The 14,672-nt window shown below is 62.2% G+C and carries 8 protein-coding genes; 1 reads left to right on the forward strand and 7 read right to left on the reverse strand.

Going from position 1 to position 14,672, the window contains the following annotated elements; translation table 11 throughout:
* Positions 1-52 precede the first annotated feature (52 nt).
* From E2H86_RS03825 to pip, 7 genes are all read right to left on the reverse strand, one after another.
* Positions 53-787: an amino acid ABC transporter ATP-binding protein gene (locus E2H86_RS03825; protein WP_133325162.1), complete on the reverse strand. Its 735-nt coding sequence runs from the start codon at positions 785-787 to the stop codon at positions 53-55.
* Complete coding sequence (locus E2H86_RS03830) at positions 780-1,742, reverse strand: amino acid ABC transporter permease (RefSeq protein WP_133324878.1); 963 nt, start codon at positions 1,740-1,742, stop codon at positions 780-782. The genes E2H86_RS03825 and E2H86_RS03830 overlap by 8 nt, the downstream gene beginning before the upstream one ends.
* Positions 1,743-1,854: 112 nt before the next feature.
* A complete protein-coding gene (locus E2H86_RS03835) occupies positions 1,855-2,652 on the reverse strand; it encodes a transporter substrate-binding domain-containing protein (RefSeq protein ID WP_133325163.1) in 798 nt (265 codons plus the stop codon).
* 234 nt (positions 2,653-2,886) lie between these two features.
* Positions 2,887-5,460 carry a glucans biosynthesis glucosyltransferase MdoH gene (gene mdoH, locus E2H86_RS03840; protein ID WP_133324880.1) on the reverse strand — a complete coding sequence of 858 codons (2,574 nt, stop codon included), beginning with the start codon at positions 5,458-5,460 and terminating at the stop codon, positions 2,887-2,889.
* Positions 5,453-7,189 (reverse strand): glucan biosynthesis protein G, encoded by a 1,737-nt coding sequence (locus E2H86_RS03845; protein ID WP_207955609.1) that lies wholly within the window; start codon positions 7,187-7,189, stop codon positions 5,453-5,455. Before E2H86_RS03845 ends, mdoH begins: the two co-directional genes overlap by 8 nt.
* Before the next feature lie 262 nt (positions 7,190-7,451).
* Complete coding sequence (gene dtd, locus E2H86_RS03850; protein ID WP_133324882.1) at positions 7,452-7,889, reverse strand: D-aminoacyl-tRNA deacylase; 438 nt, start codon at positions 7,887-7,889, stop codon at positions 7,452-7,454.
* The gene (gene pip, locus E2H86_RS03855) at positions 7,886-8,857 is read right to left on the reverse strand and encodes a prolyl aminopeptidase (protein ID WP_133324884.1); all 972 of its coding nucleotides are present in this window, start codon (positions 8,855-8,857) and stop codon (positions 7,886-7,888) included. Before pip ends, dtd begins: the two co-directional genes overlap by 4 nt.
* A gap of 181 nt (positions 8,858-9,038) precedes the next feature.
* Here pip and E2H86_RS03860 point away from each other — a divergent pair, with 181 nt between their 5' ends.
* Positions 9,039-14,615, forward strand: coding sequence for a dermonecrotic toxin domain-containing protein (locus tag E2H86_RS03860; RefSeq protein ID WP_133324886.1), 5,577 nt, complete (start codon positions 9,039-9,041; stop codon positions 14,613-14,615).
* Positions 14,616-14,672: the final 57 nt, after the last annotated feature.

The raw sequence follows: 14,672 nt of genomic DNA on the forward strand, positions 1-14,672 counted from the left end.
GGGTCGCTGTACTGGCCTCTTCGCGGGTAACCCCGCCAAGAGGCCGCTGCGGTTACAGCACCTGGCGCAGGAACGCCTGGGCCCGCGGGTCCCGTGGCGCATCGAAGAACGCCGCTGGCGCGGCGTCCTCGAGCAGCTTGCCGTGATCGAAGAACAGCACGCGATCGGCCACTTCCCGGGCGAAGCCCATCTCGTGGGTCACGCAGACCATGGTCATGCCTTCCTGGGCCAAAGTCTTCATGACGTCGAGCACTTCGCCGACCATTTCCGGGTCGAGCGCCGAGGTCGGCTCGTCGAACAGCATGACCTTGGGCTCCATGGCCAGGGCTCGGGCAATTGCCACGCGCTGCTGCTGACCGCCGGAGAGCCGCGACGGGTACTCGTTGGCTTTTTCCGCGATACCGACCTTTTCCAGCAGCGCTCGCGCCTTGGCCTCGCGCTCGGTCTTGCCACGCTTGCGTACCACTTTCTGCGCCAGGCACAGGTTCTCCAGCACGGTCATGTGCGGGAAAAGGTTGAAGTGCTGGAAGACCATGCCGACTTCGCGGCGGTAGGCATTGATGTCGGTCTTCGGGTCGTCCAGACACAGCCCGCCGATGGACACATGCCCGGCGTCGAAATGCTCCAGGCCGTTGAGGCACCGCAGGAAGGTGGACTTGCCCGAACCCGACGGACCGAGCACCACCACGACTTCGCCCTTGGCCACCTGGGTGGTGACGTTGTCCACCGCGCGCACCACCTGGCCGCGGGTGTCGAAGACTTTCAGCAGGTCACGAACTTCAATCACTTTGCGCAAGCCTCCGCTCGAGCCGGCTGGCCAGGTGCGACAGCGGCAGGTTGATCAGCAGGTACAAGCCTGCCACGCAGAACCAGATCTCGAAGGTCGAGAACGAGGTGGTGATGGCCTCGCGGCCGCTCTTGGTCAGCTCGGTGATGGCGATCACCGACACCAGCGAGGTGTCCTTGACCAGGCTGATGAACTGCCCGGCCAGCGGCGGCAACACGCGCTTGAAGGCCTGCGGCAGAATCACATGGCGCATCGACTGCCCGGCGTTCAAGCCCAGCGAACGGGCCGCTTCGTTCTGGCCCTTGGCGATCGACTGCACACCGGCCCGGACGATTTCCGCCACATAGGCACCCGTGAACAGCGCCAGCGCCGCTACCCCGGCGAACTCCCGTGACAGGTTGAGCACCGTACCGATGAAGAAGTAGAAGATGAAGATCTGCACCAGCAACGGTGTGCCACGCACCAGTTCGACGTACACACTGGACAGGTCGCGCAGGGTCGGGTTGCTGGACAAACGGCACAGCCCGGCGACCAAGCCGATCAGCAGCCCCATCGCCCCGGAGAGCACCGAAATCCACAAGGTCGTCCAAAGGCCCCAGGCCAAGGGGCCTGCGGCCCAGTGACGGGTCACACCGATCTGATCACCTTCGGCGACGTCATCGCCTCGGCTCAGTTGCAGGCTGTCCTTGGCCACGTCGAGCACTTGCTCATCGCCGTTTTCATCCTTGAGCGTGACACGCGCGGTGTCACCGGAAACGACGATTTCCTGCACGCTGCCATAGCCGGCTGCCCGCTGCACCTCTTCCGCCTTGTAGGCGAAATACTGAGGTACACGGTTCCAGCGCCACTCGTAGGAAATCATCGAGGTGGCCAGGTACATGCTGAAGGCCAGGCCCACCAGGACCAGCGCGGTCAGCGCATGCCAGGGCCACTGGGCTTTCTTGTGTTTGATCACGTGGAGCACTCCAGAAAGGCACAAGCCGCAAGCTGCAAGCTGCAAGAAAAAGCGGACCGAGTATTGATCCGCTTCTTCTTGCAGCTTGCAACTTGCGGCTTGACGCTGCCTTTTATTCCATTTCCTTCAGCCAGTCCTTGTTCTTGAACCACTTGTCGTGGATACGATCGTAGGTTCCGTCATGCTTGATCTGGTGCAGGAAGTTGTTGATGAAGTTGATGCTGTCGTAATCGCCCTTCTTCAGGCCGAAGGCCAGTGGCTCGAAGGTGAACGGCTTGTCGAGGAAGACCAGCTTGCCGGCGCCCATCTTCTCCACGGCCACCACGTTGTAGGGAGCATCGTAGACAAAGGCATCGGCCTTGCCGTTGACCAGGTCCATCACCGCTTCCGGCTCGTTGTCATAGCCATGGTACTTGGCCTTGCTCATCAGCTTCTTGGTCACCATCTCACCGGTGGTGCCGAGCTTGGAGGTGATGCGGTACTTCTCGTTGTTCAGGTCCTTGTACGACTTGATCTCGCCCGCCAGCTCCTTGCGGATCAGCAGGGTCTGGCCCACGACGATGAACGGTTCGGAGAAGTTCAGACGCAGGTTGCGTTCCTGGGTCAGGGTCATGCCGCTGCCGATCATGTCGAACTTGTCGGTCAACAGAGCCGGGATGATGCCGTCATAGGCAGTGGACACTGCCTCGAACTTGACGCCCATGGACTTGGCCATCGCCTTGAGAATGTCGACTTCGAAGCCGATGATCTCGCCGCGCTTGTTGGTCATCTGGAAGGGCATGTAGGTCGGGTCCATGCCCACCCGCAGGGTGCCACGCTTGACCGCGTCGTCGATGGCGCCGGCTTGCGCCGCCGTGACCGCGACCAGCGCAGTCACACCGACCAGCAGCCGCGAGAGGTATTTCTTGATCATCACCAGATCCCCTAGCAAGAGAAATTACGAATCTTTTTATAGGCACGGCCGTACCCAGCAGTGCGCAATATCGGAGAGGGATGCTAACGCATGGCGGGCCTGGGACCTAGCGCCGGGGGGGACTTTGTTGGCCAAAATAGGTCTTGGCGGGGAAAAGCGTCGCGGCTGAACCCCCTCCTACAGGCCCGATGCGAGTCCTGTAGGAGCGGGCTTGCCCGCGAATGCGACCGATCAGGCGCCGACGAGCGCCGGCTGGCCTTCGTTCTCGGGATGCAACGGCAACAGCGGCGAATGCGGATCGCTGTCGATCGAGGCCCGCCAGGCGTCGATCCATGCCGAATGATGGCCCGCCCACACCTGCTCGTGCAGGCGCGACAGGGCCACAGGGTCGCTCAGCAGCGCCAGGCGGGTGGCAAGGTCCAGCCCTTGCGGGCCGACTTCCAGCGCCTTGGCCACACGCTCGTCACGGTACGCCTCGATCGGCGCAGCCTGGCCGTGGCGTGCGGTACCCATGGCACAGGCCAGGGCATTCTGCCGGGGGTCGACCACCGCGCGCACGAAGCCGTCACGCAGGGCGTGCCAGCGATTCTCGTGGGCGTACTGGTCGGTGGCCAGCAGCTCCTGCGGCGTTGCGTATTCCTCGGGGATGAGGAACAGCTTCTCGTCCTTGGCTGCCAGGCCCAGGCGCACGCGGCTGGAAATCACCGACACCGGGATCGACAGCAGCAACGAGCCGACGATCGGCGCCAGCCACCAGAGGAAGCTCGGGTTCAACCACGCCACCAATCCGGCCCAGGCGAAGCCCAGCAGGGTCTGCGGGCCATGCCGACGCACCGCTTCGCTCCAGGGCGTGGAGTCGTCGTCGCGGCTGGGCGAATTCCAGGTCGCCGCCCAGCCGAGGAACGCGGCCAGCACGAAGCGGGTATGGAAGATCATGCGTACCGGCGCCAGCAACATGGAGAACAGCATCTCCATCAGCATCGACAGGGTCACCTTGATGCGCCCACCGAACTCGGTCGCGCCCTTGGCCCAGATCAGGATGACACTGAGCAGTTTGGGCAGGAACAACAACACGATGGTGGTGGAGAACAGCGCCACGGCTTTTTCCGGGTGCCACTGCGGCCAGAGCGGGTAGAGCTGGTAAGGCTCGATGAAGTATTGCGGCTCCATCAGGGTGTTGGTCGCCAGCAACGCGGTCGACAGCACCAGGAACAGGAACCACAGCGGCGCCGACAGATACGACATCACCCCGGTGAGGAACACCGCCCGGTGCACCGGGTGCATGCCCTTGACCAGGAACAGGCGGAAGTTCATCAGGTTACCGTGACACCAGCGCCGGTCACGCTTGAGCTCGTCGAGCAGGTTCGGCGGCAGTTCTTCGTAGCTGCCCGGCAAGTCGTAGGCGATCCACACGCCCCAACCGGCGCGGCGCATGAGTGCCGCCTCGACGAAGTCGTGGGAGAGGATCGCACCGGCGAACGCGCCCTTGCCCGGCAACGGCGCCAGGGCGCAGTGCTCGATGAACGGCTTCATGCGAATGATCGCGTTGTGGCCCCAGTAGTGGGATTCGCCCAACTGCCAGAAGTGCAGGCCGGCGGTGAACAACGGACCATAGACGCGGGTGGCGAACTGCTGCATGCGCGCATACAGGGTGTCCATGCCCGACGCTTTCGGCGCGGTCTGGATGATCCCCGCTTCCGGGTTGGCTTCCATCAGACGGACCAGACCACTCAGGCATTCACCGCTCATGACGCTGTCGGCGTCCAGCACGACCATATACTTGTATTCGCCGCCCCAGCGACGGCAAAAATCATCGAGGTTACCGCTCTTGCGCTTCACCCGACGCCGGCGACGGCGGTAGAAGATGCGCCCGAAGCCTTTGGTTTCGGAGCACACATCCAGCCAGGCCTGTTGCTCGGCGACGGCGATGTCGGTGTCATTGGTGTCGCTGAGCACGAAGAAATCGAAACGGTCGAGGTTGCCGCTGGCGGCCACCGACTCGAACGTTGCGCGCAGGCCGGCGAACACACGCGGCACGTCTTCATTGCAGATTGGCATCACCAATGCGGTGCGTGCCTCCGGCGCGATCGGCTCATTGCCCGCACTGCTGCCAGAGATGCGATATTTGTCACGCCCGGTCAGCAGTTCGAGAAAACCCATCAAGGCGGTCCAGAAGCCTGCCGAAACCCAGCAGAAGAGAATACCGAAGAGGATCAGGATGGAGGTCTGCAAGGCATACGGCCAGACCTGCACCACGGTGTCCCACAGCGGCTGGGCAAGAATCTCGTCAAGATCGACGAACGACCAGCCCTGATAAGGCAGGATGCCCTTCATGTACCAGCCGGCGACGATGGTCTGGCCGATCATGAGGGTCAGCAGGATGTATCGGCGGATCGAGCCGACCGTGCGCCAGCGCGCCGGCGGCAGCTCGCGTTTGGGCGGTTGCGGGGCATTGGTGCGGCCGGTCATGCGTCGCCAGACGCGGACCAGGACATTGGTGCGCCACGGTTCCGGAACCACTCGGGTGCGCTGGATCGGCGGCGCGATCTTGAGGCACACCCGACCGTTGCCGTCGACACCGAGCATTTCGGCGTCTTCCAGCTCGGCGGCGCTGCCCACGGTCAGGCGTGCGCCGACCGAGGCCTGGACGGCCTCGGCGGAGGTGGCGGCCGGTTTGGCCGCCAGGCGTTGGTGCAGCTCACCGAACGAGGTGCAGCTGGCGAGTTCCGCGCGCTGCTCATCGCTCAGTGGGAGGTGGGCCAGATACTCGCCAAGCGATTCCGGCCTTGCGCTTGAGTTACTCATCGGCAGGCAACTGATAGCTCCAGGTCTCGGTCAGCACCTGTTCGGTGGTGGCCGCGGCCCCGTTGGTGGACGCCGCATCGGCGGCAGGTTGTTCGGCCTTGGCGGCATCTGCCTTACTGGCTTTCTCGGCCTTGGCGTGCTTGGCAGCCGCCTTGTCCTGCTTGGCATCCTCGGCAGCCTTGGGCGCCTCGACCGGAACATCGCGCACCAATGCGGCTCGCATTTCGGTCGACTTGTTGGCTTCCTTGACCTTGAACCGCAGAGTCAGGCGCCAGCCCTTGATTTCCGGGTTATAGCGCAGGTTGTTCTCGACCAGTTCGGCGTTGTCGCCGACGCTGACCTGGCTGCGCAGAGGAGCGTCTTCCGGCAGGGCGGCCAGCGCAGGGCCGTCGAAATCGACCAGGAAGGCAATGCTGCCGTCAGGCTGGCGGATCAGGTTGGACTGTTTGACGTCGCCGGTCGAGCGCAGGGTCTGCTTGACCCAGCCCAGTTCCTGCGGCTGGAACTTCGGCTCGTCGAGGGTCCAGTGCAGGCGGTAGGCATACTCGATCGGCTGGCCAGCCTCAGGCAGCTTTTCCGGGCTCCAGAACGCCACGATATTGTCGTTGGTCTCGTCGGCCGTGGGGATTTCGACCAGATCGACGGTACCCTTGCCCCAGTCGCCTTTCGGCTCGATCCAGGCGCTCGGGCGCTTCTGGTAGTTGTCGTCGAGATCTTCATAGTCGCTGAAGGCACGCTGGCGCTGCATCAGGCCGAAACCACGCGGGTTCTCGACACTGAAGTTGCTGACGGCCAGGTGTTTCGGGTTGTTCAGCGGACGCCACAGCCACTCGCCATTGCCGGCATGGATCGACAGACCTTCGGAGTCATGCAGAGCCGGACGGTAGTTCAGCACTTTGGATGGCTGGTTGGGGCCGAACAGGTACATGCTGGTCAGCGGGGCGATGCCCAGGCGGCTGACGTGATCACGCAGGAACACGCGCGACTGCACGTCGACCACGGTGTCGGTGCCCGGGCGCAGAATCAGCTTATAGGCGCCGGTGGAGCGTGGAGAGTCGAGCAGGGCGTAGATCACCAGGTGCTTGTCGGTCGGCTTGGGCTTCTCGACCCAGAACTCGGTAAATCGCGGGAACTCTTCGCCTGACGGCAACGCGGTGTCGATGGCCAGGCCGCGCGCCGACAGGCCATAGACCTGGCCCTTGCCGACGACGCGGAAATAGCTGGCGCCGAGCAGGGTCATGATCTCGTCCTGCTTGTCCGCCTTGTTGATCGGGTAAAGCACACGGAAACCGGCGTACCCCAGATTCTTGGTGGACTCGGGGTCGTGCGGCACGTCACCGAACGCGAAGCGGCTCGGGTCGTACTTGATTTCCTTGACCGTCGTGGCGGTGACCTCGTTGATCTTCACCGGGGTGTCGAAATGCATGCCCTGGTGATAGAACGACAGCTTGAACGGAGTCTTGTCGTCGGCCCACTCGGCCTTTTCCTGCAGGAAGTGAATCTTCTGGTAGTCCGCGAACTTCATATCGCGGAACACCGCCGGAAGATTGCTTTTCGGTGCCTCGTACTTCTGGCCGGCCAGATCCTTTGCCTTGGCTGCAACATCGTCAAGATTGAATGCCCACAGCTGACCCGCGCTCATCAGGCCAAACAGTGCCACACCGGCCATGAGTGCCGAGCGCAGTCGCGTGCTGGGGATTCTTGATGCTTTTTGGGGACTTACAATCACGAGCAACCCTCGCCGAAAACAAATCATGAAACCAACGGCCAGCTACCAATGCCGGGTTGGCGAGCACTGTTCGGACCCCGTGAGGGCGTAATGATTCCCCAAACGGATCCAGACAATGCTCGAGTCGGTGTGAAACGAACCTGCGGACGCAGGCTCACGCAGCGCGCGATTATCCAGCAGGTCGCGTTACAACGCATCAGGCTGGAACAACTATTTATCGTAAAAAACCCCTTGTTTTCCGACAAACAAGGGGTTTTTGACCTCATATTTGTAACATAAATGTTACGGGGCCATCATTCACCAAATGCACCTGCATGTCTGCACCGAATCGCCCGCTGGCTACAGCGGCATGCTGGCTCTGGGCCTGCTGGCAAAGATAGTCGAAAAGCTCGGCTCCCAACGCCGGAGGCGCCGCCGTCGAGAAGCTCGGTCGCATGCCACTGCGGGTATCTGCCGCCAGGGTGAACTGCGACACCAGCAGCAGACCGCCCGAGACGTCCTTCAAAGACAGGTTCATCTTGCCCTGGGGGTCGCTGAACACCCGGTAGTTGAGCAACTTGTGCAACAGTTTGTCGGCATGCTCGCGGGTATCTTCAGGCTCGACCGCGACCAACACCAACAAGCCCTGATCGATCGCGCCGACGATGTCCCCGCCCACCTCGACCCGCGCGCCACGCACGCGCTGCAACAGGCCCTTCATGCCTCTTCCAGGGGCAGATCGAGCAGGCGCCGAGCCATCTGGTCGGCAGCCCGGACCAGGGCGTCGGTGATGCCGGGTTCGGAGGCCGCGTGACCGGCATCGCGGATGACCTTGAGCTCACTGTTGGGCCAGGCCTGGTGCAGCGCCCAGGCGTTGTCCAGCGGGCAGATCACGTCATAGCGACCATGCACGATGACCGCCGGCAGGTGTGCGATCTTGGGCATGTCGCGAATCAGCTGGTCGGGCTCCAGGAAGGCGTCGTTCATGAAGTAGTGGCATTCGATGCGGGCGATCGACAAGGCCCGCGCCGGTTCGGAGAAGCGGTCGACCACCAGCGGGTTGGGGCGCAGGGTCGCGGTGCGCCCTTCCCAAGTGGACCAGGCCTTGGCTGCATGCATCTGGGCGATCTGGTCGTTGCCGGTCAGACGCTTGTGGAAAGCCTTGACCAGCTCGCCACGCTCCTCGGCTGGAATCGGTGCGATGTAGTCCTGCCAGTAGTCGGGGAACAGTCGACTGGCACCGGCCTGGTAGAACCATTCGATCTCCTGGGGGCGGCACAGGAAAATGCCGCGCAGGATCAGCCCGTGCACCCGCTCGGGGTGTTTCTGGGCATAGGCTAGTGCCAGGGTCGAGCCCCACGAGCCGCCGAACAGCACCCACTTGTCGACCCCCAGGTGCTGGCGAATGCGCTCCATGTCCTCGACCAGGTGCCAGGTGGTGTTGTTCTCCAGGCTCGCATGGGGCGTGGAGCGGCCACAGCCGCGTTGATCGAAGGTGATGATGCGGTACAGATTGGGGTCGAAATAGCAGCGGCTCTGGGCATCGCAACCGGCGCCGGGGCCGCCATGGATGAACAGCACCGGCAGACCTTCCGGCGAGCCGCTTTCATCGACGTACAGTACATGCGGCGCTTCCACGGCCAGATCATGCCGGGCGTAGGGTTTGATCTGCGGGTACAGGGTCTGCATTGCGCACTCCGTGTGGGGATTGATTCGGCCGTTGGCCATCATAAACCTGAATCGCCCGTTTGAGCATGCTCTGTCGAACACTCGAGCGAAACCGTATGCCTGCGAAGGTTTGACATATCTAACGCGTCACGCACCGAGGGTTGTTCCACGCTTCGCTCCCCCTCATCGCGGAGTCATTACCTTGTCCCTTTCCATTCCCCCCACCCCTTATGTACTGATCGAGCGGAAAATCCCCGTTTGGATGAAATCGGCGCCGAAAAAGACCCACCAGGCCTTGCGCAAAGCCGCCTCGACCTCATTGCCCTGGTTCGAGAAGGCGCGCCAGGAAAAACCGGACATTGTCCGGCTGTTGCGCAAAGACCATGCCGCGCATATCGAAGCCGAAGCCAATCTCAAGGCGCTGCTCGGCACCCTCCCCAAGGTTGAGGCCTTCGCCATGCCGCGATTGACCAAGGCCATCGAAGAGCGCTTCGGCCTCACGGTCGATGTGCAACAGACCTATTTGCTCAATGCGAAGAAGTTTGCGGCCTACGCACAGGCAGATCGCAGCGTCGACAAGTTTTCGGCTACCAGCAGGCTGCTCAAACAAGCGACGCAATCTTTGCTGCATAGCGCCTTGCAGAACTTCGAGCCGTCGGAGACGAAATCCGGCGGGCTCGATGAAAGTGAAACGCTCAAGTCGATGGTGGTCGACACTCGGGCCTTTTCACTCGTCGGTTTCGAGGGCAAGACGGTGAACATACCGCCGGAAAAATTCGCCGCGCTCGCACGCGAATTGGACTTCGGGGGCGAATACCAGAAACTGATCAGTGCCCTGCGCACACCCGTGCCAGCGGCATCAGGCGAGAACGCCACCGACGACCCGCTGGCCACCTGCCTGAAGGCTGCAGCACGCGCGAACCTGCGCCTCGATGCCCACCTGGCAGTGCTCAAAGGCCATGTCGATGACGATATGCACACGGCCCTGCTACAGGTGTCCGAAATGGACCAGCCGCGTTACCGCGGCGCACCTGTCGGTTGCCACTTCCTCTCGCTATGGGATATCGAGCTGACCGGCATCGTCGCCATCGGACCGGACCGAAACGCCGCCAAGACGACTGTCCCAGTGGTCATATTCATCCCCGACGATCCGATATACCCACTGAAACAGTACGAATCGACCGCTGCTTTTACCGCGGAACTGCGTGAGCGTTTACGCGAGGACAGCTACCTGACGTTCTTCCATCGCTTCGTGCCAGCCGCCGACCTGGAAAAGTTCCTGAGCAAGCTCGAGGACTGCCTGACGCCTTATCCTGGCTTCTTCCATAAAGGGATCCGACGTCGCGCGCCCGATCCCAATGCACGCCTGCCGCTAGTCGTGGGTACCCAGCTCAAGCGGCTGACCAGCGATCTCGCCACCCAGAAGATCAAACGCCTGGAGGATGATGCAGCGTTCCACGCAGTGCCAACCGCCGTCATGGACAAAAAAGCGTTCGAGGAACGCCTGTTGTACTTCGCGCAAAGGACGATGCAGGCATTGAGCGTAGCAGCCTTCTTCGTCCCCGCCTTGGGCGAAATCATGATGGGGGTCGCCGCCTTCGACCTGGCTCACGAAGTGTTCGAAGGCATCGACAGCTGGAGCAAAGGGGACACCGACGAGGCGCTCGGCTACCTGTTCGACGTCGTCGAGAACGTCGCGCTCATCGCTGCGTTGGGCGTCGCCGGCCATGCGAGCGGTATGCCAGCCATCGAACATACCCCGGTCGAAATGCCTTCGTTCATCGAAGAGCTCGATAGCATCAGCATGCCTGATGGCGAGCCTCGCCTATGGAAACCTGACCTCGGGCCGTTCGGCCATGACGTCATTCTGCCTGGCAACCTGCGACCCAACGAATTCGGTGTTTACGAGTATCAGGGCAAGACCTATCTCACTCTGGAAGACCGGGCTTTATCGCTCCGACCGACCGACACGTCCGACGTCTACAAAATCGAGCACCCCACCAACCCCTCCAGCTACGAACCGACCATTCGCCATAATGGCGCAGGCAGCTGGATCGCGGAAACGGACCGACCGTCGCAGTGGCAGGGCATGCGACTGTTCCGCCGCAGCGGACCTCACCACGTGTACTTCAGCGATGAAGTCGCCAGTCGCATCCTGCGCATCACCGATACCCACGAGGCCGTGCTGCGCCGAGTCATCAGCGAGTCCCAGCGCTTGCCGGGGCAACTGGAAGACACCCTTCAGCGCTTCCGTCTGGATGATCAGATCACGCGACGAACGGCGATCAGCTCTTTCTCTGCTTCGTCCAGAAGCGCCATGTTCGACGTTCTGTACGGCGACACCCAACCCCTGCAGAACCCTCGCGAGCGGCTGATCGCCGAGGCAGGGCCGGGATTGCCAGCCCCCATCCGCCAAGAGCTGCTGCGCGAAGCGAGCGACGCCGAGCGGGCAGCGCTTGACCAAGGCCGTATGCCGCCTCGCCTGACAGCGGAAATCGAGGCCTATCTGCCCAACGTGCGCTTGACCCGCGCGTACGAGAACCTGTTCTTGCGTTCGGTAAGCTCGCTCGATACCGACAAGCTGATCCTCCACACCCTGGAGCGTTTGCCAGGCTGGCCGCAACAACTGCGTATCGCGATCCACGACGAAACGTTCGCCGGTCCGCTGTTGGACAGCATCGGCCCGACCGACGCCTCCATCAACCGCGTGTTGAGCCGAGAGCCCGGCGGTTATCGCCTGCAGCCGCTGGATGGTGGCAACGGAGAAGGTGCGCAGACACTCTACGAGGCCGTCGTCCGGGCCCTGCCAGAAGAGCAAGTGTCCGCCCTGGGACTCTCCGCAGACAATGCCGCCGCTGATCTGCAACGCCACGTGCAGCAGGCTCCCTTGCTGCCTCGCCAGACGCTGCGCCGAGTGCTGGGTCTTCCTGCCCGCCAACCAGGCTTCGTGCCCCCGATGCGCCTGGCCGATGGCAGGATCGGCTACCTGCTCAGCGGCAGGGGAGCCACTGCCGGCTATATCCTGCGCGAGACCTTGCTCGACTCGATCCGCCTGCTGGGTATTGAAGATCATTACACGCTGTCAGCCGAAAACGTCCTCGAGCGCCTTGAGGCCATTGGCATGACCCGTGCGCAAATTCTGGGTCGCTTGCAGCACCTGATGGGCGAGCGTCAAACCCTCGAACTGGCGCTGTCGAACTGGGCGGACCAGTCGGCATCGCTGATCGACCTGCCCGCCAGGATGTATAGCCGTGCAAATATCGCTGGCGCCATCTGGCGTCATTGGTATGGCACCAGCCTATTGGAGATTGGTGGGCGTGAGCTGACGTTCGAGTTGAGTCAGGCCCATCTGGTGGATTTCCCGGAACAACTCCCCGGTTTCATCTACGAGCGCACCCGGGCCTTGCGGCTGACCGATATGACCTTGGATGTCCCAGGCGGAATCGTGCCCTTCAGCGTGGCCGGCCTGGAGACCTTTCAGGGCTTCCTGGGGCGCTTCCCCCGCGTCACGTCCCTGACGATTACCCGGGCGCAGATGGCGGCTTCGGCCCCCTTGCCCTTCCCTTCGATCCTGAGCGTGGCCATCCCACTTCTGCCGGAACTGCGAGAGCTGCGGTTGACGAACCTGCAGCTGCATCCCAGCGAGCGAGACTTCTTGGCGATGGGTTCACTCGCCCATTTGCATACACTGGACCTCAGCGGCAATTATCTGATGGAGCCCTGGTCCATCCCGATGCGAGACCTCTCGCTACGCAATCTGACACTCGACGGCACGTCACTCGACCGCTGGCCTGAGTGGTTGGACGCCGAGATCCTGGAAAGCCTCGACACGCTTTCACTGTGTCACAACCGTATCAGCGAACTGCCTGATTTTCTGCTCTCGCAAGGCTCGCAGGGTGAGCGCGCCACGCGGATCCTGCTTCACGGCAACGGATTGCCGCCTGCCCAGATCTGGCGCATCGGCCTGGAAACACAGCCACGTTTCCGTATCGCAGTGGACATGCCGGACTCCCTTCGGAACCGGATCGGTTACCTGCGCGAGCAATTGAGAGAACTTGATGTGTCGATCACTCAGTGGACTCACAGCTCCAGCTCCGCCGCCATCCCGAATGCCGAAACGCTCGCGACCCGTGCACGACTTGGCCGGGTACTCATCGATTACTGGCGGACCACCAGGACAGGACAGCGCGTGCCGCTGAACCTGGTCGATGTGAGCCTGGCTGACTTTCCACCGCAACTACCGGCGTTCTTCCCGGCGGGCGTCGAAAGCCTGGTGCTGACTCGCGTAGCCGCGACCGCCGAGCAGTTGAACAGCTTCCTGACGCCCTTCCAAAACCTCACCGAATTGCAGCTCTCAGGGCATGTACAGCCCATGGCCGGACTGCCCCGTGCCCTTTCCAACATACCGCGACTGCAAGCCTTGACGCTGCATGACCAGGGGTTGCTGATCGACCAGCCGGTGATGGACAGCTTCAATGACATCAACGGGCTGCTGATGCTCGATCTGTCAGGCAATCGACTGGGCGCGATCACCCAAGCGGCACCCTCGCTCAACTCACTTCGCCGCCTTTATCTGACGAACACCCAACTGCAAGCGTGGCCGGAATGGGTAGACGAATTACTGCCCTTGAACTTGCTGGACCTGGACGGTAACCAAATCACCACTCTGCCCGAGCCTATTCTCGACAACCCCCGCAGCGAGCAAATGCAGAGCGAGATTTCTCTGCTGGGCAACCCGCTGGATCGCGACAGCATGATCCGCGCTCACACCAGCGAAGGGTTCAGTCGAAGCTTCAGGTTCAACATGGATTTGCCGGACGACATTCAGGCGCTCTCGCCCGCGAACTCCAGTGACAGCTCGCCCTACCACAGCCATGAGTCGGGCCCTGAGCCGAGCCCTGAGCCGCTTCCACGACCCACCGTCGAACCTTGGCTACTTTCGACTCCCGAGCAGAATGAAGCGCTCCGTCAAGCCTGGCAGCAGCTCGAGAACAACGCGGGCGCCGACAACTTGCTGCACCTTGTGCGACGTATGGAGCAGACGGCGCCGTACAACAACGTCGAGACACGCAACAGTTTCGCCGAACGTGTCGGTCGTGTGCTCGTGCACGCAGCCCAAAACCCTGCCGATCTTCAGCTATTCAATGGCATGGCAGAGGCCGGACTGCAAGGTCGGACCTGCCCCGACGGTGCGATGCTGGAGTTCAATCAGATCGAATTGCGGCTGTTCAGCGAGCAAACGCTGCAAGGACTTGACGGCCCGGAGCGCGGTGCAGCGCTCCTGCGCCTGATGCGCCAGACCTTCCGTACGGAGGCACTGGACAACATCGCGCATGCGGGAATCACGCGAAACGGCCAACGGCTTGTAGAACCGGGAGCGCGCGACCTGGCCGAAGTACGTCTGGCCTATCGCGTGCTCCTGGCCGCAGCGCTCGACCTGCCGCTGGCACCATCGAGCATGCTCTACGCGGGTGCGGCAGCGGTGTCTGCCAACGAGCGAAACCTGGTGCTGGCAGAAGTCCAGCGGCGCGAACACGGAAACGGGTTTCTGGATTACGTCTCGCGCCATCCAACCTGGGTCGATTATCTGCGCAGCGCCTACGAGGACCGTTTTGCAGAGATCGAGAACGAGTACAGGCAGCAAGTGCTTGCCCTTCCCGAGCGATTCCCGGACCGGGCGGTCGAAGACCTGACCGAAGAGTATGCTGCACTGGAGCGTCGAAAGGCCGCACAGGACAATGCCGTGATTCGTGAGTTGACCAACGAATTATCCCTTTGACCGATCATGACCCAGGCCGTCTCAAGGACGGCGGCCTGGGTCGCACTATCATGCTAA

Origin of the sequence: Pseudomonas putida (assembly GCF_004357765.1) — a bacterium.
Classification (GTDB): domain Bacteria; phylum Pseudomonadota; class Gammaproteobacteria; order Pseudomonadales; family Pseudomonadaceae; genus Aquipseudomonas; species Aquipseudomonas putida_U.

What these genes read in the sequence shown, in the direction of transcription:
- mdoH (WP_133324880.1), bottom strand. Translation starts at nt 5,460, where the DNA reads ATGAGTAACTCAAGCGCAAGGCCGGAATCGCTTGGCGAGTATCTGGCC.
- dtd (WP_133324882.1), bottom strand. Translation starts at nt 7,889, where the DNA reads ATGAAGGGCCTGTTGCAGCGCGTGCGTGGCGCGCGGGTCGAGGTGGGC.
- pip (WP_133324884.1), bottom strand. Translation starts at nt 8,857, where the DNA reads ATGCAGACCCTGTACCCGCAGATCAAACCCTACGCCCGGCATGATCTG.